26 protein-coding genes are annotated in these 24,196 nt (G+C 57.0%); 1 reads left to right on the forward strand and 25 read right to left on the reverse strand.

Going from position 1 to position 24,196, the window contains the following annotated elements; genetic code table 11:
* The first annotated feature begins 2 nt into the window (after positions 1-2).
* A complete protein-coding gene (locus PcP3B5_RS31005; RefSeq protein ID WP_160336941.1) occupies positions 3-1,010 on the forward strand; it encodes an acyltransferase family protein in 1,008 nt (335 codons plus the stop codon).
* Here PcP3B5_RS31005 and PcP3B5_RS31610 read toward each other — a convergent pair.
* The 25 genes from PcP3B5_RS31610 to PcP3B5_RS22445 form a co-directional block, all read right to left on the reverse strand.
* Positions 985-3,003, reverse strand: a complete 2,019-nt coding sequence (locus tag PcP3B5_RS31610) for a hypothetical protein (protein ID WP_145923938.1) — start codon at positions 3,001-3,003, stop codon at positions 985-987. The two genes, PcP3B5_RS31005 and PcP3B5_RS31610, sit on opposite strands and share 26 nt — an antisense overlap.
* On the reverse strand, positions 3,003-3,734 hold the full coding sequence (locus PcP3B5_RS22345; RefSeq protein WP_061562420.1) for a DUF2793 domain-containing protein: 732 nt from the start codon (positions 3,732-3,734) through the stop codon (positions 3,003-3,005). Before PcP3B5_RS22345 ends, PcP3B5_RS31610 begins: the two co-directional genes overlap by 1 nt.
* Positions 3,731-6,886: a phage tail protein gene (locus PcP3B5_RS31010; protein WP_082816393.1), complete on the reverse strand. Its 3,156-nt coding sequence runs from the start codon at positions 6,884-6,886 to the stop codon at positions 3,731-3,733. The genes PcP3B5_RS22345 and PcP3B5_RS31010 overlap by 4 nt, the downstream gene beginning before the upstream one ends.
* Positions 6,879-7,313: a C40 family peptidase gene (locus PcP3B5_RS22360; RefSeq protein ID WP_061562423.1), complete on the reverse strand. Its 435-nt coding sequence runs from the start codon at positions 7,311-7,313 to the stop codon at positions 6,879-6,881. The genes PcP3B5_RS31010 and PcP3B5_RS22360 overlap by 8 nt, the downstream gene beginning before the upstream one ends.
* Positions 7,310-8,197: a DUF2163 domain-containing protein gene (locus PcP3B5_RS22365; protein WP_061562424.1), complete on the reverse strand. Its 888-nt coding sequence runs from the start codon at positions 8,195-8,197 to the stop codon at positions 7,310-7,312. Before PcP3B5_RS22365 ends, PcP3B5_RS22360 begins: the two co-directional genes overlap by 4 nt.
* A 95-nt stretch (positions 8,198-8,292) precedes the next feature.
* On the reverse strand, positions 8,293-8,424 hold the full coding sequence (locus tag PcP3B5_RS32355) for a hypothetical protein (RefSeq protein WP_256595767.1): 132 nt from the start codon (positions 8,422-8,424) through the stop codon (positions 8,293-8,295).
* 152 nt (positions 8,425-8,576) lie between these two features.
* Positions 8,577-9,452 (reverse strand): DUF2460 domain-containing protein, encoded by an 876-nt coding sequence (locus PcP3B5_RS22370; protein ID WP_061562425.1) that lies wholly within the window; start codon positions 9,450-9,452, stop codon positions 8,577-8,579.
* Complete coding sequence (locus tag PcP3B5_RS22375) at positions 9,452-12,040, reverse strand: phage tail tape measure protein (RefSeq protein WP_082816395.1); 2,589 nt, start codon at positions 12,038-12,040, stop codon at positions 9,452-9,454. The genes PcP3B5_RS22370 and PcP3B5_RS22375 overlap by 1 nt, the downstream gene beginning before the upstream one ends.
* 270 nt (positions 12,041-12,310) lie before the next feature.
* Positions 12,311-12,505, reverse strand: coding sequence for a phage tail assembly protein T (locus tag PcP3B5_RS22380; RefSeq protein ID WP_420820139.1), 195 nt, complete (start codon positions 12,503-12,505; stop codon positions 12,311-12,313).
* Between the two features lie 86 nt (positions 12,506-12,591).
* Positions 12,592-12,951, reverse strand: coding sequence for a phage tail assembly chaperone family protein, TAC (locus tag PcP3B5_RS22385; RefSeq protein WP_061562428.1), 360 nt, complete (start codon positions 12,949-12,951; stop codon positions 12,592-12,594).
* A 3-nt stretch (positions 12,952-12,954) separates the two neighbouring features.
* Positions 12,955-13,452 (reverse strand): phage tail tube protein, encoded by a 498-nt coding sequence (locus PcP3B5_RS22390; protein WP_061562429.1) that lies wholly within the window; start codon positions 13,450-13,452, stop codon positions 12,955-12,957.
* Positions 13,453-13,532: 80 nt separating this feature from the next.
* Positions 13,533-13,856, reverse strand: coding sequence for a hypothetical protein (locus PcP3B5_RS32050; protein ID WP_203228521.1), 324 nt, complete (start codon positions 13,854-13,856; stop codon positions 13,533-13,535).
* 349 nt (positions 13,857-14,205) lie between these two features.
* A complete protein-coding gene (gene gp17 / locus PcP3B5_RS22395) occupies positions 14,206-14,568 on the reverse strand; it encodes a tail completion protein gp17 (protein ID WP_061562430.1) in 363 nt (120 codons plus the stop codon).
* A complete protein-coding gene (locus tag PcP3B5_RS22400; protein WP_061562431.1) occupies positions 14,568-15,050 on the reverse strand; it encodes an HK97-gp10 family putative phage morphogenesis protein in 483 nt (160 codons plus the stop codon). The genes gp17 and PcP3B5_RS22400 overlap by 1 nt, the downstream gene beginning before the upstream one ends.
* Positions 15,051-15,695 (reverse strand): class I SAM-dependent methyltransferase, encoded by a 645-nt coding sequence (locus PcP3B5_RS22405; protein ID WP_082816397.1) that lies wholly within the window; start codon positions 15,693-15,695, stop codon positions 15,051-15,053.
* The gene (locus PcP3B5_RS22410; protein ID WP_061562432.1) at positions 15,646-16,458 is read right to left on the reverse strand and encodes a glycosyltransferase family protein; all 813 of its coding nucleotides are present in this window, start codon (positions 16,456-16,458) and stop codon (positions 15,646-15,648) included. Before PcP3B5_RS22410 ends, PcP3B5_RS22405 begins: the two co-directional genes overlap by 50 nt.
* Before the next feature lie 110 nt (positions 16,459-16,568).
* On the reverse strand, positions 16,569-17,072 hold the full coding sequence (locus PcP3B5_RS31615; protein WP_145923939.1) for a hypothetical protein: 504 nt from the start codon (positions 17,070-17,072) through the stop codon (positions 16,569-16,571).
* 180 nt (positions 17,073-17,252) lie between these two features.
* Positions 17,253-17,609 (reverse strand): phage head closure protein, encoded by a 357-nt coding sequence (locus PcP3B5_RS22415; RefSeq protein ID WP_061562433.1) that lies wholly within the window; start codon positions 17,607-17,609, stop codon positions 17,253-17,255.
* Between the two features lie 208 nt (positions 17,610-17,817).
* Positions 17,818-18,138, reverse strand: a complete 321-nt coding sequence (locus PcP3B5_RS22420; protein ID WP_061562434.1) for a head-tail connector protein — start codon at positions 18,136-18,138, stop codon at positions 17,818-17,820.
* Positions 18,119-18,523, reverse strand: coding sequence for a hypothetical protein (locus tag PcP3B5_RS31620; protein ID WP_203228522.1), 405 nt, complete (start codon positions 18,521-18,523; stop codon positions 18,119-18,121). The genes PcP3B5_RS22420 and PcP3B5_RS31620 overlap by 20 nt, the downstream gene beginning before the upstream one ends.
* Before the next feature lie 355 nt (positions 18,524-18,878).
* The gene (locus PcP3B5_RS22430; RefSeq protein WP_061562435.1) at positions 18,879-20,066 is read right to left on the reverse strand and encodes a phage major capsid protein; all 1,188 of its coding nucleotides are present in this window, start codon (positions 20,064-20,066) and stop codon (positions 18,879-18,881) included.
* Positions 20,063-20,953 carry a head maturation protease, ClpP-related gene (locus PcP3B5_RS22435; protein ID WP_061562436.1) on the reverse strand — a complete coding sequence of 297 codons (891 nt, stop codon included), beginning with the start codon at positions 20,951-20,953 and terminating at the stop codon, positions 20,063-20,065. Before PcP3B5_RS22435 ends, PcP3B5_RS22430 begins: the two co-directional genes overlap by 4 nt.
* Before the next feature lie 131 nt (positions 20,954-21,084).
* Positions 21,085-22,350 carry a phage portal protein gene (locus tag PcP3B5_RS22440; protein ID WP_061562437.1) on the reverse strand — a complete coding sequence of 422 codons (1,266 nt, stop codon included), beginning with the start codon at positions 22,348-22,350 and terminating at the stop codon, positions 21,085-21,087.
* Positions 22,343-22,507, reverse strand: coding sequence for a hypothetical protein (locus tag PcP3B5_RS32055; RefSeq protein WP_203228523.1), 165 nt, complete (start codon positions 22,505-22,507; stop codon positions 22,343-22,345). Before PcP3B5_RS32055 ends, PcP3B5_RS22440 begins: the two co-directional genes overlap by 8 nt.
* Positions 22,504-24,195, reverse strand: a complete 1,692-nt coding sequence (locus PcP3B5_RS22445; protein WP_061562438.1) for a terminase large subunit — start codon at positions 24,193-24,195, stop codon at positions 22,504-22,506. Before PcP3B5_RS22445 ends, PcP3B5_RS32055 begins: the two co-directional genes overlap by 4 nt.
* Position 24,196 lies beyond the last annotated feature (1 nt).

Genomic DNA, 24,196 nt, shown 5'->3' on the forward strand with positions numbered 1-24,196 from the left:
CCATGCGTTACTCACCACAACTTGATGGCTTAAGGGCAATAGCCTGCTTAGCGGTTGTCGCATTTCATGCGCGAGTCCCTGGCTTCTCAGGTGGATTTCTTGGAGTTGATGTTTTCTTTGTTTTATCAGGATTCCTTATCACTTCAATTCTGATGAGCGAGTTTGAAAAATCAGGAAATATTTCAAAAGCTGAGTTTTACAAGAGAAGAGCCCTGCGGCTTTACCCGCAATATGCGTTTCTACTCATTGCATACATAATAATATCCCCACATTTATTTTATAGCGCGCCGAAATCAAGGCATTTTCGCGACTCATTAATAGCATCGATTTACATGTCAGACTATGCAAACGTTTTAGATCTACCATTAAAATACTTAAATCATACATGGAGCCTTTCGGTAGAGGAAAAATTCTACATAGTATGGCCATTCATACTTATTGCAATACTAAAGAATCACAGAGAGCAAGCAGTAAAGATACTTTCCTTCACATACATAGCATTAACCATATGGAGATTCGGAAACTATACCTTCATAACGGATTACAGTTGGCAGGTATACAAACGCGCTGACACGCACTCAACAGGGATGATACTCGGGAGCCTATTGGCATTTTGCAAAATAGACTTAAACAGGTATTTCTCAGCCATTTCCATGGCAGCACTGACTTTTTGCATAAATACTTTCACATGGAGCAGCCAAATAACAGTGCTAGCTGGATTTACCGCAACGGAAATATCTACAGCAATTATAATCTGCTCATCCCCGGCAATTTTAGGTTTGGGCATCCTAAGTTGGCTTGGAAAACTGTCTTACGGGATTTATCTTTGGCACTACCTTGCCATAAACTACTGCAGACAGACAGGACTTGAATGGCCAGAAACATTTATTTACTCAACATCATTCGGAATAATAATGTCAGCAGCCTGTTATTATAGTTTCGAGGCGGCCATCAGGCGATATCGCGAGCGAGACAATGGCAGGACTAAGGGCTATAGATTGTCACAGTGATGTTGTCCACATAGTGATCATTAGCTGTGCCACTGGTGCGACCTGATGCGTTATACAAGGCATCTACTGATCGCGTAAGTGTTGGCAAAGTAACTGGGTATGAGCGCGGGAACCACGGGCCAGCTCCTGCAGCACCATTTCCGCCAAGCGTGTAGGCCAGAGGGCTGTATGTGGTACTGATAGTTTCTGCGGCACCATTTAGCATTCTGATCCCCATCCCGCCAGGATCATTGTTATCGTAGGCAGCCTGCCGCCAGCGAATTTTCGCCCACATGGTGCCGGTATCGAGATCAGACGTTGAAAGGCCCTGCGCTACAAGATCAAGACGTTGTTTAGATACCGAACTGGCGAAAGATCCGCCAGTGAAATAGTAGGCGCCCTCGAATGGCAAAGGATTCGCCTGGCGCACCGTCATTCCGCCAGATTCTACTGTCCAGCCAGTGGTATCTCCGGTTTCGGCTCCCGGGTTGACTAGTGTCAGCGTGTAGGCGGTCAGGTGATTCGATTCATATGAGCCACTGACAGCTGCAGAATATTCAGAATCGCTGATTGGCCCGCTCTGAATGTATAGGTTCCGGACAAGTCCGAAAGAGAAGCCGCTTGAAAAACCAGCTGTCGCACCGGGAGCACCGCCAATACTCACCCTTGATGGAGTAACAGTGGTGTTCCATGAAGCAGTGCCAAACGCACGATTATTCAACTTCAGCGTGATGCCACCTGCGCCGTCGTGCTCGATGGTAACGTCATTCTCCTGACCGATGGCTGAAAAGTCCGTACTCCATACCGAGCGCCATCCATCATAATCAGAAACCGAACTATATCCCTCTGTTGGTAGATATAGCCGATTAGTCACTGGATGGATTGCCATATCCTCTGGATAGAGAGATGGAGCAACCCATGACTTCGTAGCTGAAATTACACTATCAGTAGCCGTAGATGATATCGCGGCAGCAATATCATACTGTTCTATCCATCCATATGTTTGAGCGCCACCAGTTTTATGGTTTCGACTTAGCAATAGCTGGGAGTCTCGCAAAACGATACCTTGAACACGTCGGCCGACTTGGAATCTCTTGTATTGGTCGCCAATGGTAAAGGTTGTTCCTGATAATGCACTGACTGGTATAACCCAGATACGACCACTGGTGTCAGAGGTGCTGTAATAATTTGCCGCCAGCAAGTATTCGGTTCCAGACACCGTTATGAACTCAATCCCGTAGCCCGTGCCGGCAGAAGTCATATCATAGGTCGAGAGGATCACTGCCGTTCCAGCAGTGAAACTTGCATCTAAATCCAATCGAAGAAGCTTGTTGGTCTCATAATCGGCAGCCCAGAAATCGCCATTGCTTCGCTTGGCAAATGCCGCGATATGGCGATAAGTGCTGGTTCCAAATGTGAACTGTCCCAGCAGAGCCCCATCCGCCAGGCTGATTTTGAAAACCTTGCTCTCTGTGTCGTTATAATGGGCAGACAGAAGCATGGTGTCTGCATCAAGAATATAGATCGCCTGTGGGCTACCAACCTGGCCGCCAGACGCCAGAACAGGAAGCCGCCCTTCATATCTGTATTGATAGCGGAAAAGTGGTGTTTGGCCAGAAGGATACCCCCCACTAGCAAAGACCGCCCCGCAAGGGGCATTCGATCCATCTGGCCGAAGAGAAATCTCCAGCAGCGTATCGGGCACAGCAGAGTTCATGCATAGCGAGGCGAAAATATCGCGCGTAGATGCGAGGTATGGAGAGTCGCACCTGATAGTGGCAAGCATACTGACAGGCCGCGTATGGTCTGTAAGCCACGACGGAAGCCCGGACGCAACAAGACGAGCGCCGTATCCATCTCCTTCAAAACCATCAGGCGTTATGAGCGGACCGCTTCCTCCGCTTCTGGTTAGATTTATGGTTCCGGTTGAGTCCTGCTCGTCATAAGTCAGCGGGAAGACCAGCTTGTCATAGACAATCGGGGTAGATGCGAATCTGTATGGATTGAGAAGCATCAGGCTTTAACTCCGATCAGGGCCACCTTCAGTCCTTTGGCTGTTCCATCACCAACCTGGTCGATATCGACGGTGATCTCGGCATCATCCGCAAGCGCGGTGTCCGAAATGACCGGAGGCGTCGCTGCTGTGGTGGACGTTTTCTCGGTGTTGTCGATGGTTAACTTGGTACTGAGAACAGAGGTGCCGCCTTCGTTGATGTCAACGGTGAGGATGCTGCCACTGGTCTGCGCAGTGGTGAGCGAAGCTCTTACCTCCTGCAGCGTGAATGCATAGGGCATCCTGAACGTCACCTTGGCGGCCCCGGCGGCGAGCGCCGTAGTTTCATCCGAACAGGCGATGATGATCGACTGTGTTGCGGCCCCGCCAGCAGATTCCGGCTGCACCCAAACCGAGCCGGTGTATCCGTAGCGCTTGGGGACACTATTGGCATCCAGCTCATCAAGAACTGAAACCATCCACCCGGCCAGCGGCACGATGAACTGCCACGCCCCCGCTGCCGTCAGCCAATATGCAATCTGACCGGCCTTCCCTGACCAGGCGCCTGTAGGGCTTGATGCGACGATGTAGGCGTCTCCATCGCCTGGAGAGCCCGGAGGAGTCGCCAGGTCCTTGTCCTTGACTCCCGCCTGCACGATTTGGTCGAGGGCTGCGAAGGTGGTATTTGCCAGCGTCTGGTTGGCTGCATTGTTTTGCAGGTATTCGAGCTTCAGCTTGGCGGATTGCGTCACAGGGTGACCTCCAAGGGATAGCCGCGGCCGACGGTGCCGCTGAGCTGGTAGATACGGAAGGTGATCGAGGATTGAGCCGAACCGAAGTCGGCGGCCTGATCGGCAGCCGAGTAGGACCATGCCGGAGAAGTGACCGAGATCGTGCGCTTGACCGTAGAGCCCGACATAACGTCGATCTCGTAGGCCTCGCTGGCTTCTCCCACCGGCGCAACAACCCCATTGGTCCACCAGGTGTTGCTCAGTCGGCTGCGGCGCGTGAAGGTGCCTGAGAAGTTGCTGGAGCCGTCGCGCGATCCCTTCGCGTACACCGGGCTCAGGCATTCCAGGTTCACGCCGCGGTAGGTAAACGCCTGGTCTGAGGCGCTATCGATTGAAGCGCCGGCAGTCACTGCTCGATAGATGCGCCCCCGCCCAATCGATTCGACTGGCATGCCAATGAACAAGTTATCGGGATCGTCGAGCAGCACGAACCAGTCATTCTGCTGATGCAGACCAGAAGCCCATTCCGTACCTCGCTGGCCGCGAACAAAACCGGAAATCACATAGGTGCCGTTAGGTTGCAGCACCGCGTTCTGGAATCGAATAATCTCCCACCGACCATCCACTCCATAGGCTGCATAGTTCACGCCTGCCAACATCTGGTCGCGGGTGACACTTTCAAGCTCGCCAGCCAGCAAGCCGACCGTCAGGCTTCGCTGATCAATGATTGTGCAGTTGCTCGATGGAAGAACCCCGGTGACGCGACCGAAAGTGCCTTTCCCATCGAAAGCCTGGAGCTCACTCCAAGTCTGGCCGTTGTCAGGGGACTGCACCAGAACACCGCTACTCCAGCCGTTGGTATAGCCGGCCATCGCCGCAGCGAATCCAACGCTGTTCTGCACGGTCTCGTCGACGATTGGAATGTCCATTAGGACGACGATGGATTCCCCGGTTAAAGGGATAGTGCCATCTGGACCAGGGCCGGGAGCCCCAACAGCATTGCTGGTGTAGATCGCGGCATTGTTGAGCTTGGCCTTACAGGTAAGGCGCCCATCCGACTCGTAGTTGATCTCAGTGAGGCGGAGCTCGAAGGTGCCGAATTTAGCGTTCACGGTGGCAACATCGGCCGGCTCCAAGCCAAGATAGGTCGGAGGCAGAGAGAAATCGAAGTCATCGCGTTCCAGCCAGCGGAGGAACAGCAGCTTTTCAGCCATCTGTGCGATTTCATCATCAGACAGAACAAGCGGTATATCACGGTCTTCGGCGTTAACTGCCGATGTGTTCAGCCGCTCGTAATACTGTGTGCTCTCTCCGTATTCTCGATCTGCGCTCAGTGCTGTGATGCTGACTTTCTGCGGGAGTTGGGAATCCATCTCGCGCGAGTAAGGCAGTGAGTCTCCGATATCTGAACCATTAGTAGCAGCAAGGTCTTCCCAGGGGATCGTCATCACTGAAGACTGGCCGCGCGGAACGAACTTGATTTTGTATCCTGCCGGCACGACATCAAAAGGATAGGCGCCCTGCAGCGGCTCAATCACTGAACGAATGGTGCCCCCTGACACTCGATATCCAAGCAATGAGTCCTCAAGCAATGTTGTGTCGAGGTCGCTTGCCGTAATCAGCGAAGATAGCTCGCATTCTGGGATTATTACCTCTGCGAGGGGGATTCGCTCAGATGTTTCGCGCCCGACTCTAGCCAATAGCGTTGCCTGACTATTTGGCGAGACTCTTCTATTTGCCCTTCCGATTATCCCTGAAAACGCGCGGGCGCACGCATCAATAGGCGAAGTCAAAGGCGCTATTGAATAATCAACCCTATAGCTACCAACAATATCCAGCAAATCCGGATCAAGCCTAAGGAAATCTATTCCAGACTCATCATAGCCGATGCTAAACAATATTTCAGAACCATATCCCCAGCAGTTATTGCTATTGCTATCAACAACGCCATCAACCTCATGCGATATTGTATTTGTACTAACCTGAACCAGGTCTATTGATCGGTACTTTACGATAACAATCGGATCATCGCTTAGCGCCCTGGATATACCATAAAGGTGATCTCCAGAATCAAAAATTACGCCATTAGGAACATTTATAACTCGCGCAGTTTCGCTCCACTCTCCAGGGTTTGACTCATCAAAACGACATATGCGCTCTTCACCGGTGAGCGTCGTATAGCCAATGAATACATATCCACCGCCTTCACCCTCTAAAAAGAATATCTTGCGCGATCCCGCTGGGAGAGCAACAACATTCGGTGTCTCATCACTACCAAAACAAACATATGATGTAGTAGTTCCTATTGAGTCAAGGCTTATGAACGCATATGAAAATGACCTAACATTACTTGAAAGAGGAAGAAGAATCCTGCTTGAATCAGTAGAAACAACAAACTGATCGACCTTTATGTCGCCATAGTATTTATATAGCGTCGTAACATATGATCCAGTGCTGCCAGATTCAACAAGCTCATACCTGCACCCAGACTCGTCTATTGGCGATCCGGGGGCTCTTCTGCCGGAACTTGAACTGCTAACAACATAATCGACCATCAGAGAATCGATGGAAGATAGCGAGACAATCTCTACCTTGAACTGCGCCGCCTGCAGGGTATTGCCATAGTCAGCCAGGGCAAAATCATCGAAAACGATGTAGGAATAGCCCCTGAACGCCGGCGCATTCCCCACGCCCACGTCAGCCTCATAGCGCGGATCTGGCAATTGGTCATCGGTGCCGCGGTAGAGACGCCAGCCCTTCGCCGCCTGGTTCGAGGCGATGATGGTTTCCAGGTCATCGCTGCCAGCGTTGTAGATGAGCTTGTCGGAGCACCAGATTCGCCGGATACCAGCAATCTCGCCCTGGCAGAGCATCAGGGCAAAGGTGGCGAAGTACGAGTACGTCTTGGTGACCGTCGACGCCCCGCCCTTCCCGCCCGATTTCTTTTTCTTGACGACCTCCTTGAGCTGGTTTTTCTCCATCCAGACGATCTGGCTACCGGATAGGCCGACGGTGCCGTAGACGCGAGGAATGTCGCCGCCGTACTCGCTGCCTTGGAAGGTTCGATTGGAGAGCTTCCCAACCTCGATAGTGGTCTTCTGCTGTTGAGAAAGACCAACAAGGAGTGCGCCAACTACCCCGACGCCGATGCCTATCGTTAGGGGATCAGACATCAGTCACCTCGGAAAATCTGTAGGCACGTACAACACGTCCGAACCAGCGCGAATCCAGGCGATGAACACAGACCTTGCCGTGCTGCTCACTGGCATGGATGACGTAGGGGTGGCCGCGGTATTCACCCGCATGGATGGCGATGTGCTGGGGTTGTTTGGTCATGCGCATCAGCAGAACGTCGCCCTTCTGCGCTTCTGAGATGGCGATTCGCTGCAGAGAGGGCTGGGCGTCCATCTGACGCTCCAGCTCACCATCGAACGGCGTGCGCGGGTAGCCCTGGGCGTCACGATGGGGAATGCCCAAGGATTGGCAAACGAAGACATAGAGGCCTGCGCAGTCGAGCCCCAGGCCAACCACTCGCCCTTGATGCCGGAACGCCGTTCCTTCGGCCTCCAGGGCGGCAGAAACGATCTCGTCGCGAGTCATGCGCCCCTCCCCACCGCTCCAGACTGGGAAGCGGTCGGCATGTCGGGCTGTCCACCGAAGTTCGGGCCGTTGCCGTACTTGCCCACGCAATCTTCGGTGCGGCGCTTGCGGCATCCGGGGATCATCACGTAGGCATCCCCGGGCGCGATGGCATAGGGGAACGGCTCGTGCGTGGTGATGACGCCGGCCGCAGTCGACGATTTGATCTGCTGCGGTTTCAATCCGGCATTGAGCCCAGTGGTGAACATCACCTGGCCGGCGGTGAACCAGTCATCTGCCTCGGACCTGGATGCATCGGTGAAGGTGTACTGGCTAGTCACCCCGGTGACGCTGCCGCTGACCTTATAGTCGTTGATGTTCGGGCCGTCCGGATTGGAGCGAGGACCGGTGCAGCGACTGCGCGTCGACGCGATGATCCGGCCATCCAGCGTCTGGTCGAACAGGGTGTATGGGCATTGCGCAGTGAACACCGCACCGACCGACTGGTTGAGCGCATCCACGATGCTCATCATCTCGGCCTTGTAGGCGTCATCGGTGAGCGTGGTCTTGCCGAGGATCATGACGCCAAGCGGCTCTTCGTCCTCGATGGGCGCCTTCCAGGAGGTGGCGAAGACGTAGGCACGAGCGTTGTCGAAGACGCCAGTAGCCAATTGCTCCCGAGTGATTCCGTGGTTCAGGATGCCGGTCAGGTCCACGCTCGATGGCGACATGCTGTCGGTCGCATCCAGCCCGCTGAACTCGTAGCCGGACTCGGTCGAATAGACCTCGCCGTTGCTCATCACCAAGTCAGTCGGGTAGGCGGCCAGGCGAACGATAGTGCCGTTCTCGGCCACGATGCGGGCGCAGTAAACCCTCGTCTTCCAGTCTGCGACGTGTGGTTTCATGGATGGTCTCTGGGAAGGTCAGCGAGCAGCGAGGACGAGGAAAGCGGTAATGCCGAGGGAGATCAGGATGCCGGCGATATTAGCTGCGCGCGGCGTCATCTGGAAATCGCCCCAATTGCGGTGATTAGCTCTGGCAACCTAGCGATCAGAACCAGGGCGCCAATGGCGAGCGCGGCATGCCACAGGTTCTTGCGGAACTCGGCCGGTTTGATGTTCACGGATTCCATGAAAGCTCCTAGGAATTTGAGGGTGAACCTCTTATCCTTCATCTACGTTCTGCTCCTTGTCCTTCCAAGGGGTGGAAATAAAAAGCCCCGGACGTTGCGAGCGCTCGGGGCTTTTGCTTTTTAGTAGTCCGAATAGGGAGCCAATCGACCTGTCAGGGGTTCAGCAGCTCTACGAGCGTCAGGCCTGACGCCTGCCCTACATCCGCGCTCAGCGCCTGGACGTTGAAGTTCGAATCGAAGGCGACAGGGATATCGAACTCGCAGCCGCCGGTGACGATGTCCGTTCCACTGTTGAGCGGGCGCGTCTGGACCGCGCCATCACTGGTGTAGTCGCTGAAGGCGCTGGAGTTAATGGCGACCGTAATAGACGTTCCAGAGCGAGCGGTGATGACACCGCGGCGTCCGTTTATCTGCGTCATGCCGGTCACACCGGAGATCACTACCGACTCACCGACGGCGAAGCTGTTGGCCACCGTGATGACCGTGGTGGCACCCTTCGTGATACCGGTGATGGTGCCGGTCTTGTTCGCCGCCAGCGTCACCCGGCCGGTCGTGTAGTCGATAGTGGTTCCATTCGGGTAGGCCAGGCCGGCGACGGCGATGACGGCCTTCCCCTGTACCGGTTTGAAGATCGTCCGACGAGGCCGGCCTATACTCGCAAGGCCTGGCTTGTCCCGGCCGTACTCCTTCACCAACTGGTACACGCCATCACTCACCACATCCAGCGTGCAGTCCAGCGAGGTATAGGCAGACTGCCCATCGTTCGCCGTGGTGAAATCCGCCCAGGCCTTCACCCGGAACCCCGCGAACCCTCCCCAGGTCCGGTAGTACAGGCTGGCTACGTCCTGGGCCAGCTCCTTGTTGTACTTCACGAACTCGATATCGAAAGTGCGGTAGGGCTTGCCGTTCTTCAGCGAGACAAACCGCGAGCCGCCGGCCGTCGTGGTGACGCTGGTGAAGAAGCTGTCCTCGGCCTCTGCCCCAATGCGGAAGCAGGTATCCAGGCGCTCCTCGATGAACTCGCCCATCAGCTGTACCTCCCGGCCGCATCAACTGCGCGAGCGATCTGGCGCGCTGCCTTGGCAGTGCTGGCCTGCTGTTCGCGCGAACTACCACCACCTTGCTGGTAGAAGTTGATGACGGTGCTGCGATTGTCATTGTTCGCAGCGATCATCGCAGCGCTCGCCTTGCCAATTGATGTGTCCAGCTTGCCGGCGCGCAGGGCCTCTAGGTTATCAACGCCGATCCTGGAGGTCGCCGCGGCGTCGAAAACGAACTCCTTGCCGTGAACCACGCCGGCTACATCGTTCACCCCGGCATCGCCGGTATAGCCACCCTTCTTGAACCCGCCCTTGAAGGCGAGCGCGGCAACCACGGCAGCCAAGCCGATAGCGGCTGCGGTACCGAATGACCCGATGGAGGATGCGATTGCAGCCGGCGTCCACGCCGCGGCGGTCTCTGCGGCTGCGGCGGTCTGGGTTGCAGTCGTGGCGGTAGTCGCGGTGGCTGCGGCAGTGGTCGTAGCGCTGATGGCAGCGATCTGGGCTGATGCAGCTGCCTGCGCGCCAGCGATCTTCGCGGCGGTATTGGTCTGCACCCCGGCAAGCTCAAGGGCCTGATAAATCAGCCACTGTGCGGCCATATCAGAAATGGCTTTGATTATCGACTGGCCTATCGTGGTTGCTACATTAGCCAGAGCATCGTTCAGGTCTTCGGTCTGGGTGATGAGTCCATATATTCCATCGCTTAATCCGCTAGTTGCATCACCTAGAACTCCAGAGACAGCATCAGCGGCTTGGCTGCTGTAGTCCGTTGCGCTATCGACATAATTCTGGAATGCATCGTTGACACCATCCTGCCAGTTCTTCTGAGCCTCATCGACCTTAGCGTAGTAGTCCTCCTGGATTTTCAGGCGCTTATCCATAGCTTCCTGGAGCAGCGAAGTTTCCTTGTCGTAGAGTTCCTTGCTGATTTCGCCAGAATTGTACTGTTTGTTTAGATCGGCTTGTTTTTCGTTATAGCTCTGCCTGATTTGAAGTAGCTCTTGAAGGCGAGCACGATATTTATCGCCCATGCCTGCGCCAGCAAGCTCGATATCAAACCCTGCCGCTGCGGTACTATTTTCTTGATCCAAGGTAGAGCCGAATGCAGCAGCCTTGGCCGCATCCTCATTGGCTTGCTTCAGCTTCTTGAGTCGGTCAAGTTCAGCAGCCAAGCCGTTCAGGCGCTCCTGCTGCTGGGCGTTGATGCCCTTCAGCTTGCCGGATTCGATTTCGAACTGGAGCTTGGCGACTTCAGTGGCGTCTTTCCGTTTGTCGACTTCGGTGTTGATCAGGGCGATCTGACGTTCATAGCCGGTCTCGGCATCATCGAAACGCTTCTGCAGCGCCTTGGCTGCCTGCTCTGCTGCCTTCTGCGCGGCCTGCTCTTCCTTGGTTAGGGCATGGAATGTGCCTGGGGCATTCTTAAGTCTTCCCAGTTGATCCATGAGATCAGAAAGAGACTTTACTGTGCCGCTAGTTCCATTCCTGCCCGCATCATCGATTTTTTCGAAATAACCACCCCACTTCAATGCCTCAGATTCGAGGCTGCTACCAACATCGGCCGCAGTAGATTTTATTCCATCCCAGTTTTTTGCTAGGCGCACTCCCAAAGCAGCCGGCCCCATAGCAAGGTCGGCCCATGAGGCATCCTTGAATCCAGCCGCAGCAATTGCGGCGACACCACCAATAGCTTTACCAATCAGATCAAAAGCAGCTACGGCACCTACCGCAGATTTGGCCATCCACTTTATCGTCTCAACAACGAATTGTCCGACAGCCACCATAGCCGTACCTTGCTTTGTTACATCAAGTAGTGCACCGGCAAACGCGCTAAGAACTGGAAGCAATTGAGTAGTTAACTGATTCTTAAGGCCAGTTGTGCTTTGCTCAATTAACCATTGTGCAGCAGCAAGCTCATTGGCTGACTTTATGGTTTTCTCATCCATAATGGCGCCGGCGGCGGCGGCAGCCTCACCGAAGGCCTTGAAACCCTCGGAGTTATTGCGGAGCAGTGGCAGCAGCGCGGTGGCGTCACTGGCGATGGCTTCCAGGTAGAAGGTCATATCTGATTGGCTGACCTTGGCCTTCTCCAGGCTGGAGACATACAGGCCAAGTGCCTGAGGGCCCGACAGGTTGCGGAACTGATCGGCAGTAACGCCGACCTTCGGTGCAATGTTGGTGAAGAAGTCCTGTAGCGCGCCGCCCCCGGTGTTCAGGAAGTCGCCGACCTTATCGTTCACATCCTTGAAGATGTCAGCGAGCTTGTCCTGCTCAATTCCAACCAGCTTAGCGCCAGCCGCATATTTCTGGAACTCAGTTGTGCTGGCATTAGCGACATTGGATAGATTCGAAATCTCTTTTGCTGAGTTGATGGTGCTGATAGTAATAGCAGTCAGCGCAGTAGCTCCGGCTACAACCGCCCCACCTATAGCGATACCGACAGCCTTGGCATTCTTCTCGACCTCTTTTCGCCACTTCAGAGAACTACGCTCGGCTTTGTCCATACCGGCAGTAAATCCTCCTACCTGAGCGATCAGGTCAAGGGTAAGAGTTCCAAGACTTTTCGACGCCATGCTTTTCTCCGGGCAATAAAAAGCCCGGACAGGCCGGGCTTTATTTTTGGTTCCGTTTACATCCCAGGGAACCCATTAGTATCAAATTCGAAAACTTGTATGCCTGAATGGTAGAACTCAATACCAATTCTTATAGGCTTACCTTGCTTGATTACTGATTCGCACCTCGCGAATGATCTTGCTAAAATCCAATCACGTTCTCCTCATGCTGCTTCATGGGGTATGAATGAAAAACCCCCGGACGTTGGCGCGTACCGGGGGTTTTGCTTTTCAGTGCCAGGTTTCCATGGCTTGCTCCAGCGTCAGTACCGGCTCCGATTCATGCGGCATGAAGTCGTAGAGCTTGAACCCGCCGTTCTTGCTGTGTGAGTTGGCGTAGAGCGTGGCCAGCAGCGCTGATCCGCGTTCTACCCTCATGCCAATATGCAGCGTCCCGCGCTTTGCCCGATACCGACTCCAGGCCATGAACTCCCGATAGCTCAGCCGCTGCTGGGCTTCGGCGATGGTCCTGCCGCCAACTCCGCACAGGACCAGCTCATGCCAGAGTTCATCTAGCTCGCTGAGCTCGGCGTCTTTCCCATGTTGTTGACCTCGGCGATCACGCTCAGGAGCGCTACCGTCAGGTTGCCGTCCAGGGCGCCGCGGGCCGGATCAGCTTCGCCGGTGATATCGCCCGGAGTGAAGACCGGCTTGCCCTCGGCATCGACGATGCTCGCCGCGATGCGACCAGCTACGCCATCCACCTTGCCGTTGATGGCCATCAGGTCAGATACGGCAGAACTGTAGGAGAGAGGCCGGACGTAGACTGTGGCCGTCAGCTCCTTGTCGCCCTGCTTCCAGGTGATTTCCTTCTCGACCGGGGCGCCGGTGAAGGCGCCAAGTTCTTTCAGCGAATCGATGCTCAGCAGCATGCGTTATACCTTCCGAATCCAGGCGGAACCGCCAGAGCGTTGAATCGTGGCCGTGGTGGTCACGACGGTGTTGGCCGCGAAGTCGAACGGGAAGTCCGAGACGTAGCCCTCGAAGACGAACCAGGTGCGATCCGTCGGCAGATCGAAGTCGTAGTCGCCGTTGCTGTCCGGGCCAGTGACGGTCGGGAGGGAAGTGCCATCCGCCCAACCTACCGCCCACTTCAGAGTTGGTGCCGGATCGGTCTCGCTCAGCTCATGCAGGCGAACGTGCGAGTCGTTCTCCGGATCGGCGTTCAGGCCCAGGCTGGCCTGGCCAGGAGTGCGCAGGCCCGGCTTGTAGCTGCGGGTGGTAGCCGACAGGCAGGTGTCCTCGATCTGGTCTGCAGGGTTACCGCCAGGACTGAAGGTGGTAGCGCATTCCACCTCGCGCACGTCGGGGCCGCTGCTGTCGAAGTTGGGATCGATAAAGAAAATCTGAGTCCCTTGGGTCAAAACGCTCAAAATGCACCTCCTAGCCGGTATCGGCTATTTTTAGGCAATAAAAAACCCGGCGTTTGCCGGGTTCCTTTCTATGAATCTGATCAAATCAGATAGTGGATGTTTGCATGCTTCCTGAGATTGTCCTTGGCCCATATTGGCCTAAGATTTGGCAGCGCCCAGCAAGCCCGAATTTCGTCAATGTCATTTCTGGAAAAAGTTGATAACGGCACTATGTGATCAACATGCCACTCCCCATAGTTATCCCAAGACATCCCCCTCAAAAACTGCCGCTCAAGATGGGTCTTAAGATCGTTACGAGAATAGCCGAGCATGTCAAACGTCCTGAGACCGCCCCTGTCAAACAGAAGGCCAAATCTCAATCTCTCCCTAATCGCCTTGTGCACCCTGAGGATTGGGTTTTCCACGAATCGTCTTTTGTGATTTTCTCTAATCCTTGATCTATTCTGCGCCTTCCAGGCTTTAGCCCTCGCCGACTGACGCTCCCTATTGCGCTCATTCCAGGCCTTGACAGTTGCCTTCTTTCTCTCAGGGTTCCGTTCAGCCCATGCCCGAGATGACGCATTGGCTCTCTCTGGATTCTCTTCCCTGTACTTCTTGTTCGCCGCACTTTGTGCAGACTCGCTCTGTCGGGATAGACTGCTCTTCAGCCATGGCCATGATCCTCGTCCGATCAGGTTGTGGTTAGGGCCGGGTGGCTGTTGACGCAGCTCCCGGCCCGCTCATTTTACATTCAAATACTGTACAGACGACCAGTTACCTAGGTGTCCACCAGTCCACGTCGAAGCTGACGCGGTAGTTCTTGGTTTCAGCGTCTCGATCCTCGCCATTCCAGCGAGTGATGTAGGCCACCGGCTCTATGGCATCGCGCAGCGACTTGGCGGCAGCTCTGGCCGCTGCTGCGGTAGCTGCGTAGACATCAACCTGGAGGGTGAATTGGTCGATGTCTGGGCGCTGCTTGAGGAAGTTCTCTGGCGATCCGCCTAGCGTCTGCCAAACCGCATATGGCTTAGCCACGCCTTGAGGCGCCTCGCCGAATGAGTAAAGGCGAGCAGGATTGCCCAGGGCGGCCTGCACGCCAGCATTGGCCGAGCAGACTTCATAGATTGGAGCGAACATTAGCCACCTATGATTTTGTCAATTTGCTTCTCAAGCTCCGCAGCAAAAGCATTAGTAGCCTTCTGGGTGTTGTTCTCCAGGGCGGGCCTCATAAATGGCTTTGCCGCAGTTCGCTCAGTTCCGAACTCCACAAATCTCCAGTACCAAGTGTCACCGCCGGGGTTCTCCTTTCCCTTCCCACCGAACTCGCCATAAGCAGACATATCCCTAGAGCCACCACGGATGCCTACGCGATACCCCTGATCTCCATTCAATCTGTTCCGTCGTGACATGTACTGAATGGCAATATTCTTCGCTATCTCCTCTCGGGTACCTGGGTCGTTGACCCCAAGGGCATTCTCCCTGGCCGCAGCCCTTACCACCGCAGCAGCCTTAGCCAAGGCTCTCTTACCTGCTTTATTGCGGATACCTACCGACAGGTCGTTCATCTTCTTGATGACTTCATCAAGGCCGGTGATTTCAAAATTCACACTGTCTGCCATTCACGCCACCCTATCTCCACGCCGCACGAGCCAATGGCTATGCCGACGGAATGCAAACGAAGTTATGCCTTCCCGGCCTAGCTCGGACTCGGCGTGGTTGATCTCCATGACCTCGAAGCCTTGGCGGTCCATCCAGGCGATGAAGCCCTCCAGGGACCAGTACCATAGGTGTTCTGCCGGCTTGTAGTGCTTGCTCGCCAGGCAGTCCTTGGCGTCCTTGTAGATCGGCATGGAGACGAAGGCCCATTCACCGATGCCCCTCAGCACAACCTCGGGCTCGGGGATATGCTCCAGGCTGTCCCAGAAGGTCATGGCCGGCCAGCCGAAGTTCGGGTTCTTGTAGCGGCCATTGGCATGCAGCCAGGCCAGGGCCTCGGGGTTCACGTCGAAACCGAAAGCATCCGCTTCCTCGATGAAGCGGCCGCCGCCGATGCCGATATCCAACACCTGGCCATCGAAGTGGCGACGGACCAGTTCAATGCGAGCGCGAGTCAGCGCCTCACCCATCGGCGTAGCATCGAGGTTCCGGTACTTCTCGAAATACGGCCCGCTATAGTCCATCGGAGGGCGCGGGTGGAAGCCCATGCCAAGCTCTTCAGACCAGAGCAGGCAGTCGGTCAGCCCAGGCGGCAAAGCGTTGGTCATGATCGGTGATCCTTTTGTCGCAGTTGTGCTGTTTCAGGGTGCAGCGGCAGAACCTGTCTGGAACCGCGAAGGTGACGCGGGACAGGTCCATGCATTTGTCGGTGATGTGTTCGGGCGAGTTGTATCCGCCCTGCCCGCCACAGATGATCCAAGCTGGAACCTTGGCGGCGATGGCGGCCGGAACGATCCAGCCAATCCCACCGATTACCGCGTCAGCGTGCTGGAGCAGCGCCAGCAGTTGCTCCACCGGCAACTCGCCCTTGTGGAACTGGATGTCAGCCGGCGGAAGTGGATCAAGCGCCCACTCCTTGCCAGGCTCCAGGTCGGCCACAGAGACCACTTTCCAGCCCCTGCGGCGCATCTCGGCGGCAGCGCTGGCGATGTACTCGGGCAGTGGGTTACGCGTGTCTGCGCGCCATTCAGCCCGGACCGTGGCCGGCCGCACCAGGACGTAACGACCTTCGACCGGCGAAGGCCCGAAGTCCGGCAGGTCGAATTCTCCAGGCTCGCAGCGGAACGCCTTGCGTAGCCCCTGGATGATCGGATCACGACCGTAGGCAATCCGCAGTTGGCCGCCGCCGACAGGGCGGTGCCAGGCGTGCTCGCGTTGGATGTTCTTGGCCTGGGTCCTGAGTTGCGTAGTCGGGCGGACGCATTTCGCGTCGAGGTCCGAGTAGAGCTCAGGCCATGGCGTTTCGAGAAAGGCGCCCTGGTGCTTCTTCACGAACGCGCGCGCGTAGATATTGTCACCAAGGCCAAGCATTCCGCGAATGAACAAGATTTCTCTACTCCAGAAACGACGAAGCCCGCTCAAGGCGGGCTTTCGTACGTCAGGGTGAGGTTAGGATGGGTCTCGAAATATCGAGCCAGCAATCAATGTGCAAGGCAGGCGGGCCTGCACACAACACGAATAATTGAAGTATCTGTTTCGCAGCTGAACTTTGGGCATACCGCAATGCCTCGTGTAGCTCTGTACGCGGTCATGTAGCGCTGCAATTGGTTTCTGGCCCTTCCGTTGAAAACGTCTCTTTTCACTTCAACGGGGATCAGATCGCCACCTATTTCTACCCATCCATCAGGAACGTTGATTCCATCCGATGGCCCCTGAACACGCTTGGCACCTGGAACCAGTTCAGACAGCCTTTCCCAAAACTCGCGATGGACATCAAATTCTGTAAAAGGTGGCGCTATGCTAGAGCGATTCTCGGTCGCCATATTGCGGGCCGCCTCAAACATGATGCACGCCCGTATCCACATCAAATCCTCGTGCTGGAACTCTTCGCCAGCCAACAAGCACATAGCTTCGACTGGCCTCTCAATTGCCATCCTCGCAATTTCGTTTAGCTCTTGAAGCAGATCACCAGAAAGCACGTTCATATTATCCCCTGCAATAGCCCTGGGAATAGATCGGCCACAGCAACGCCCCAGGGAAGGCGCTTTCGGGTGCCCCCTAGCTGTGACCAAAATAGAAACGCAGCCGGGGCGGACGGATGAGCGACATCCGCCGTTCGAGAGCGACTCTAGGCTGCGTATTTGGTGCCCGTGCGGGCGAAATCGTTACTGGCCGTCGGTTAGGCCGTCGGAACAGCGCAGCCGCCACTCACGGCGAGCGGTGGCATCGGTCTCTGCACTGGTGATGTTGTAAACCCGGCCATCCCAAAGAATTCGCCAGGTGTAGAGTTCCAGCCGATCCACCGGGAACCATCGGCAATTGATGCGAGCAGTGGTCTCAGCCTGTTGCGCATCGGCGGCGATCAGTTCACGGCCGGGGCCTGTCAGCACCTCTGCGGGGACATCGGAGCGACCGGAAAACAGAACGGTCTCCCAGGTCGTTATCACCTCTCCTGTCACCGGATCTTGGGTATGCACCTGCCGCTGGAACTGGATGCGGTGGCGCATGCGGTAGGCGAGCATGTCAGTCCCCGTAGAAATGATCTTTCACGGACTCGGGATGCCAGGCCCTGGCCGCATTGCCAGAGTAGGTTTTCGGGCACGCTTTGATGTCGTGATCCTTCGCACCGCAATAGGTGCAGCGGAGATTTGCCCGTCTGGCACTTCCCGAATAGGTGCTTGGGCAGAGCGCTTTCGTATGTGCACTACTTCCGCAGTAGGAGCAGTACATTTAAACCCCCAGCCCGCAGCGGTACGGCATCAGCTTCACCTCGGCCGCCTTGCGCAGCGTCTCGATTTCATCAGGAGCGGCCTGGAAGTTCGCCTGGAGCAGCAGCAGAACTCCTACAGCCACGCTCGGCGGAAGTCCTGGCTCGCTGCTGGCTGCCTCGCCGCTCTCTTCGCAGTTGCACAGACCATCCAGGGATTGCCGCCACATGAACTGGCAGGCTTCGTCTTCAGCGCCATCCAGCAGCAACTGGATCTTGGCGTCATCCGAATCGTGGATCACGTCCAGAAATGCCTTGGCCGTCTCAAGCGGGATCAGGCTCATTCAGCATTTCCTCCAGCGGGCGTCGAGCGAAGCAGGTCAGCGCTGTTTCGCGAGTGCAATTGATGATCTCGATTGCCGGATTGTTGCGCTTCAGGCGCTCGAACTCGGATGGCCATTCCGCGATCTTGCCGGCGCTCCCAAGCCCCTTCGGGTGGTCGCCGTGCCAGTGCGATTGGCCATTAGTTTTCTGCATGTCGTAGCCCAGCAGGATGATCCGTCTAGCGCCCCTGGCGATGGCCAAGGAAACCGCGCCGCCACCGGAGTTCCTGTAGTGCTCGATGCGTGCCGTCTTGATGCCGAAACGGTTGGTGTTGAGGGTGAGCAGTTCGCCCTGGAAGAGGGATTTGGCTTCCGACGCGTATCGCTCCCACCAGACCTTATCCATTGCCCAAAGGGCATCAGCCCATGGCGTCAGTCGGAATGTCGTGTTTGTGCAGACGGCCGCCCTCTGCGGCGCGGCTGCTCTCCACTGACGGACTCGCTCGCAGTCTTCTGCGGTGAGGCTTGGGCCGCTGGCGATGCAGACGGCGACTCGCCAGCCGGTGTCTTTGGGCGCTCGGCTTCCACAATGCAGCAGAGGCCGCGTGCCTCCAGTTGTTTTGCCAGGTGCGAGGAGACGGGGTAAGCCGCCCCTCCCGCCTTCCTGATGACGCCGCGGTCCATGTAGGAGCGCATCGGCTTGACCATGACTTCGGACATGAACACCTCGAAAGCGGGGCCGGTTGCCCGGCCCCTATCGGTTAGCTGGCGGTCAGCGAACCGGCCACGAACGCTTCGGGGCGATAGACCGCGAAGGCCAGTCGCTCTTCGGCGCGGATGGTGACCATGTTGTTCTCGAAGTCCTTGTCGTTCTCGGTGGATACCAGAACCTCGATGTCCATGCGGTCGAAGATCTGGGCGCCGAGGGTGAAGGCTCCGGTCAGGAACTCGTCCTGGGCGATGGCCTGGGTTTCCACCACCGGCAGACGCCAGAGCGTCGGGGTGGTGCCGTTCTGCGGGCTGCCGATGATGTAGCGGTTCTCGGCGTCTTTGGTCAGCTCGATCAGCGCCCAGTCGATGGGGTTTAGCACGATGCCGCTGGCCGGAAACTCGGCCAGTTGCGCCTGCAGGATCGCCAGGCGGATGCGGTCGATGCGCTGCTCGGCCACCACCGATACGCCGCTCGGCGCAGCATAGGCCTGCGCCTGCGGGATGATGCCGTGCAGGTTGGCGCCAGTGCCGTTGCCGTACAGCAGTTGGCCTTCTTCCACCAGCATCAGGCCGTAGCGGGCACGGGCGTCGATATAGCTCTGCAGGGCCGCAGCATCGTCCAGGATCTGGCGGCTCGCCTTGAACAGGTGCGCGATGGTGCGAACCGGCGCGTTTTCCAGCTCGAAGGTCAGGTCGGAGTAGGGCTTCTGGGTGCCTTCCGAAACCGGAGCAGCGTTGTTGGTGAAGCCGGTCTCGCGGACGTATTCGACCGAATTGCTGGAGGTGGTGCCAGGCGCCACCAGGTCGCGGATGGTCAGGCGACGCTGCGGGGCCGCCACGATGCCGGGGCGACGATCAGGAGCTACCAGCGCGCCGCCGGAGCCATCGATGGAGGTGATGGCCGAGCGCGGCATAGAGACGCGGTGCGAGCCGCGCAGGGAACTGTTCACGCCCTTCTCTTTCAGGCTCTCGGCCACCAGTTCGCCGGCGGTCTTCGGCGCGTCATCGCCGTTCTCGCGTTTCTCGCTGGCCAGCATGGCCTGCTCGGCGGCACTCAGGCGTGCCTGCAGTTCGCCCTGAACGGTCAACAGTTCGTCGACCTTGGCGCGGGTTTCCTTGTTCATCTCGCCGAAATTGGCGATCTGGGTGTTGACCTGCTCGGCCTGAGCCTTGATCTGGTCGCCCACTTTGGTCAGGTTGGCGTTCAGTTCGACGATTTGTTTCTCGAAGTCGCTCATTGCGATTCTCCTTGGAGGATCTGGGTAAGTTCTCGCACCGCACGAAGGGCGGCAGAAAGGTCAGGAGCGACAGCGCCAGGCATATCGGTCGGGGTGTCACCACCCCCGCCAGCAGCGCCAAGCATGCTGGTCTTGAAATCGTTGATGAGCTCGTTGCGCTGGCTGCGCGGCATTCCGCTGCGGGCCAAGGCGGCGTCAATCCGGCGTTTTGCCAGGATGGTTTCGCTACGGTTGTTCGGGGCGCTGGAGATTTCGTCTGACTCCAGGAAGGCATCTGCCCATCCCTTGTCGACAGCCTCGCGTCCACCGATCCAGGTCTCGGCATCCATCTGCTTGACGATGTCGTCGAGGTCGATACCAGTGCGCTGGGCGTAGATATCCGCCAGCGTCATGTCGAACGGCTCCAGCCAGTCGGCGATCTCGCGGAGGTCGTTCCGATTGCCCATGGCGATTAGCCACGCGTTATGGATCATCAGGAAGGCGGCGCGGCCGATGCGGATTTCATCCCCCGCCATGGCGATGAAGGAGGCTGCGGAGGCGGCAAGGCCGATGATGTTCACCGTGACCTTGCCCTTGTGCTCGCGCAGCAGGTTGTAGATGGCCAGGCCTTCGAACACATCGCCGCCGGGGCTGTTGATGTTCACGGTCACATCGACATCGTTGCCGATGGAGCGAAGCACTCCGGCAATGCGCTTTGCCGTCACCCCCTCCCCAGTCCACCAGTCATAACCAATGGGCTCGTAGATCGTGATGGTGGTGTCGGGGCTATCGCCGGAGGCCGCACGAAGCTCAGGACGCCATGCATCCAGCGCCTTCGGGGCCAGGTCGCACTGGACGCCCGAGCGCGGGCGAGCCTCCGGCGCGGCCGGAAGATTTCGCAGAGTCATGGGTTACTCCTGTGGTTCTTCGAAGTCAGGCCCTGGAATCTTCAGTTCCGCGCCATGCTGATTGACGAGTTGCCTTGCTTCGTCGGCGGTGATCATCTTGCCGACGCCTAGATATGCCTTTTGTACTGCCTCTACGGCAGAGAGCTTCCGCTCGCCCCCCCGCCAAGTTGATCCAGGGGGACCAGGTTCGATTGGACGGTGAGCACATCGGCATTCCCGCCCTTGCGGGGCAGGTTCTCCTTCACTCGGCAATCATCGCGGGTGTAGATGCCGTTCTGAGTCATCTTGCTGTAGAGATCGGCCCGGCCCGCGCTGTCGGCTCGGAGGAATGCCTCAAGCGAGAACTCGGAGTAGTACCGCTGGCGCTCAGCTGCGGTCAGCAGGCGCTTGTTCACGCATTGCTGAATCTGGTTGGTGAAGGAACTGATACAGAAGGTCAGGAAAGCCAGCATCTGCTGCTCAAGCCCTGTCCCCCAATTGCTACCCTTGTCGGTCTGCCCGATCATCCAGGGCGGAACCCCATACCAGCGGCAGATCTCCTCGATGCTGAACGCCCTGGACTCCAGGAGCTGCGCATCAGTCGGGTTAATGCCAATGGTCTCAGGTGTAATCCCTTGCTCCAGGACTGGTGATTTCCCAGAGTTCAGGGCTCCGGAGATGGTCTTGACGTATTCGCGGAAATCGTCGCGCTGGGTGGGCTGCAGCACCCGGTCAACCTTGAAGGCTACTGTAGGCAAGAGTCCATTCTTGAACGTCCCATTTGCCGCATCATCGGCCGACATCGCCGAACCGAAAACATCCGCGCCGTAGCAGATGGCCGATAGGCCAATACGCCCATCGAGCGTGAAGGCCGGAATATGCAGCATGTTCTTCCGGTCAATCTGCCGGCGACCGCCTTTCTTTGGCGTGTAGTAGTACTCCAAGCGCCCGTTGTCGTCGCAATCCAGGTCGATTCGAGATGGAAGCAGGAAATCCAGTGCCGCCACTCGATCACCCACTCGCCGGATCTCGGCATAAGCATTCCCCCAAAGCAACATGGAGGAAACCATCGCCTGCCAGAACTGGAATGCGGTCATGTCGTCATTGGGACTGGTATGAACGATGTCGTAGAGCGGCAGGCTCCGGGCATCCTCTCGACTGCCATCAGTCTTGCGCTCATATACACCCATTGGCAGACCGGCAACCGAGGTGGAAATAAGCCGCACGCAAGCCCAGACCGCAGACAGACGCATTGCGCTATCGACGGTTACGGGTTTCCCGCTGGAAGACGTTCGGCCAAGCATCTGCGTCCAGAAATCGCCATCAGTCAGCCGAATCGTTTTCCCCGCCCAGCCGAGCAAGGATGCCCGAGGGGCTTTCGCCGCACGATTCAGGACCTGGGCCAGGCTCTTACTCACTGGTCAGCCCCTTGCGGACGAAGGCCGCACCAGCGAAAGAAGCACAAGCGCCAGCCATGAGCGACCAGCCAAGCCCGAAAAGGACGAATGCGCCGGCGACAAAGAGCGCCAGCCCAATCGCGCCGAGCAGGAGATAGAGGCCAGTGGCGATGTTCATGCGATGATCGGGTTCCGTATGGCATTCATGAAGTCGTCACCGTCATCAATGCCGGCAACCAGGGCGCGCCCCATCGTCATGATCAAGGTCACCGGACCATCGATCTTGCAGTTGGGGTCGTTGTCGTTTTCCTTGCGCGGGTAGATATTTTCCTTGGCGTCGATCTTTGCCGCCACGTTGCCCATCATCCAGGTCATGACAGGATTCCCGTCATGCCAGAGCGTCCGCGCGATTACCCTCGCCTCCACCTCCTTCATCGGGTCACTCATGTTCTTCACCGTCTGGTTGAAGTCCACGACCGGAATTGAGGTGCTGGAAAGCCGGGTGATCAGGTAGTTGGCTTGCCAGTCATCGAAGGCGACATCCTGCAGTTCTACCTGCTTCGCCAAGTCCAGGATGTCCGCCTCGATGAAGGCGTAATCGGTCATGCTCCCGGGAGTCAGGATCAGATGCCCGTCGAGCGCGAAATTCTGGTACTTCTCGTTTTCTTCGGCCGCTGCTTCGGGGGCGTAGAACCGAGGAATGCAGTAGAACTGCCCCGCCTTCTCGAACAGCATCACCAGGGCGGCCACGTCCTTCTTGCTCGCCAGGTCGAGCGCCATCCAGCAACGGCATCCGGCCATGTCGGCAATCGTGAAGTCGCGCTTCTGCCGCTGCCAGGCCAGCATGTTCATCCAGACCGTCCGGGCTCCCACCCACTGGTTCAGGTGCTTGGTGCGGAACGCGTTCTGCTTCGACGCCGAGCGCTTGGCCTGCTGGAGCTGGGCCAGGAGAAAGTCAGGGAATACCGATATGCCGTAGTTCGGGTTGGCCTTGATCAGGCTGGCCGGATCGTCCCAGGCATCATCCTCGTCGATTGTGTAGATGATGCCGAAAATCGTCTCGTCGGCCTCTTGTCCTTCGAGAATCCGAATCACATCCCGGCGCTTCTCGTAGCACGGGCCGCCAAGATTCGATCCGGCGGTAGTGATGATCGACAGCAACGGCTGCTCGCGAGCCCCCATACCGGTTTGCATGGTATCCACCAGGGCGTCGGTATCGTGCTCGTGGTATTCGTCCACCAGCGCAGCGTGAGGGCTAGCACCATCCCCCGGATTGCCAATTACCGTTTCGAACTTCGACATGTCCTCCATGACGAACATGGGGCCGGGGTTCTTCTGGTTACCGGACAGCTCAATCCCGAATCGATTGCGCAGATTCTCCAGCTTGTGCGCCATCATCCATGCCGGCCGGAAAACCTCGAATGCCTGCTTCTCAGTGGTCGCGCCAGAATAGACCTCTGCTCCCGACTCGCCGTCCGCGGCGAACAGGTAAATCCCCCTAGCTGCCAGCCGGGCCGACTTGCCGTTCTTTCTCGGGATCTCTTCGTAGGCCTCGCGAAACCTGCGTTTGCCTGTTCCCTTCTTCACCCAGCCGAAGATGTTGGCCTCGATGAATACCTGCCAGGGCTCGAAGACCAGCTTCGACTTCGAGGCGCTCCATTTGCCTTTGGTGTGAGGCATGAGCTGCATGAACTTGACGGCGCGATCTGCCTTCGACTCATCGAAGAGGTAGGGCCAATCTTCATCGCCTTGTCGCGCTAGGTCATTCAGGAAGCGCTGGCATGCCAGAATCACGTATCGGCATGCAACGACACGCCTCTCCACGACATCGCTCGCATACTGTCGCGCAATGCCGCTAGGGGTCATG

It is taken from the genome of Pseudomonas citronellolis (assembly GCF_001586155.1).
Lineage (GTDB): Bacteria > Pseudomonadota > Gammaproteobacteria > Pseudomonadales > Pseudomonadaceae > Pseudomonas > Pseudomonas citronellolis.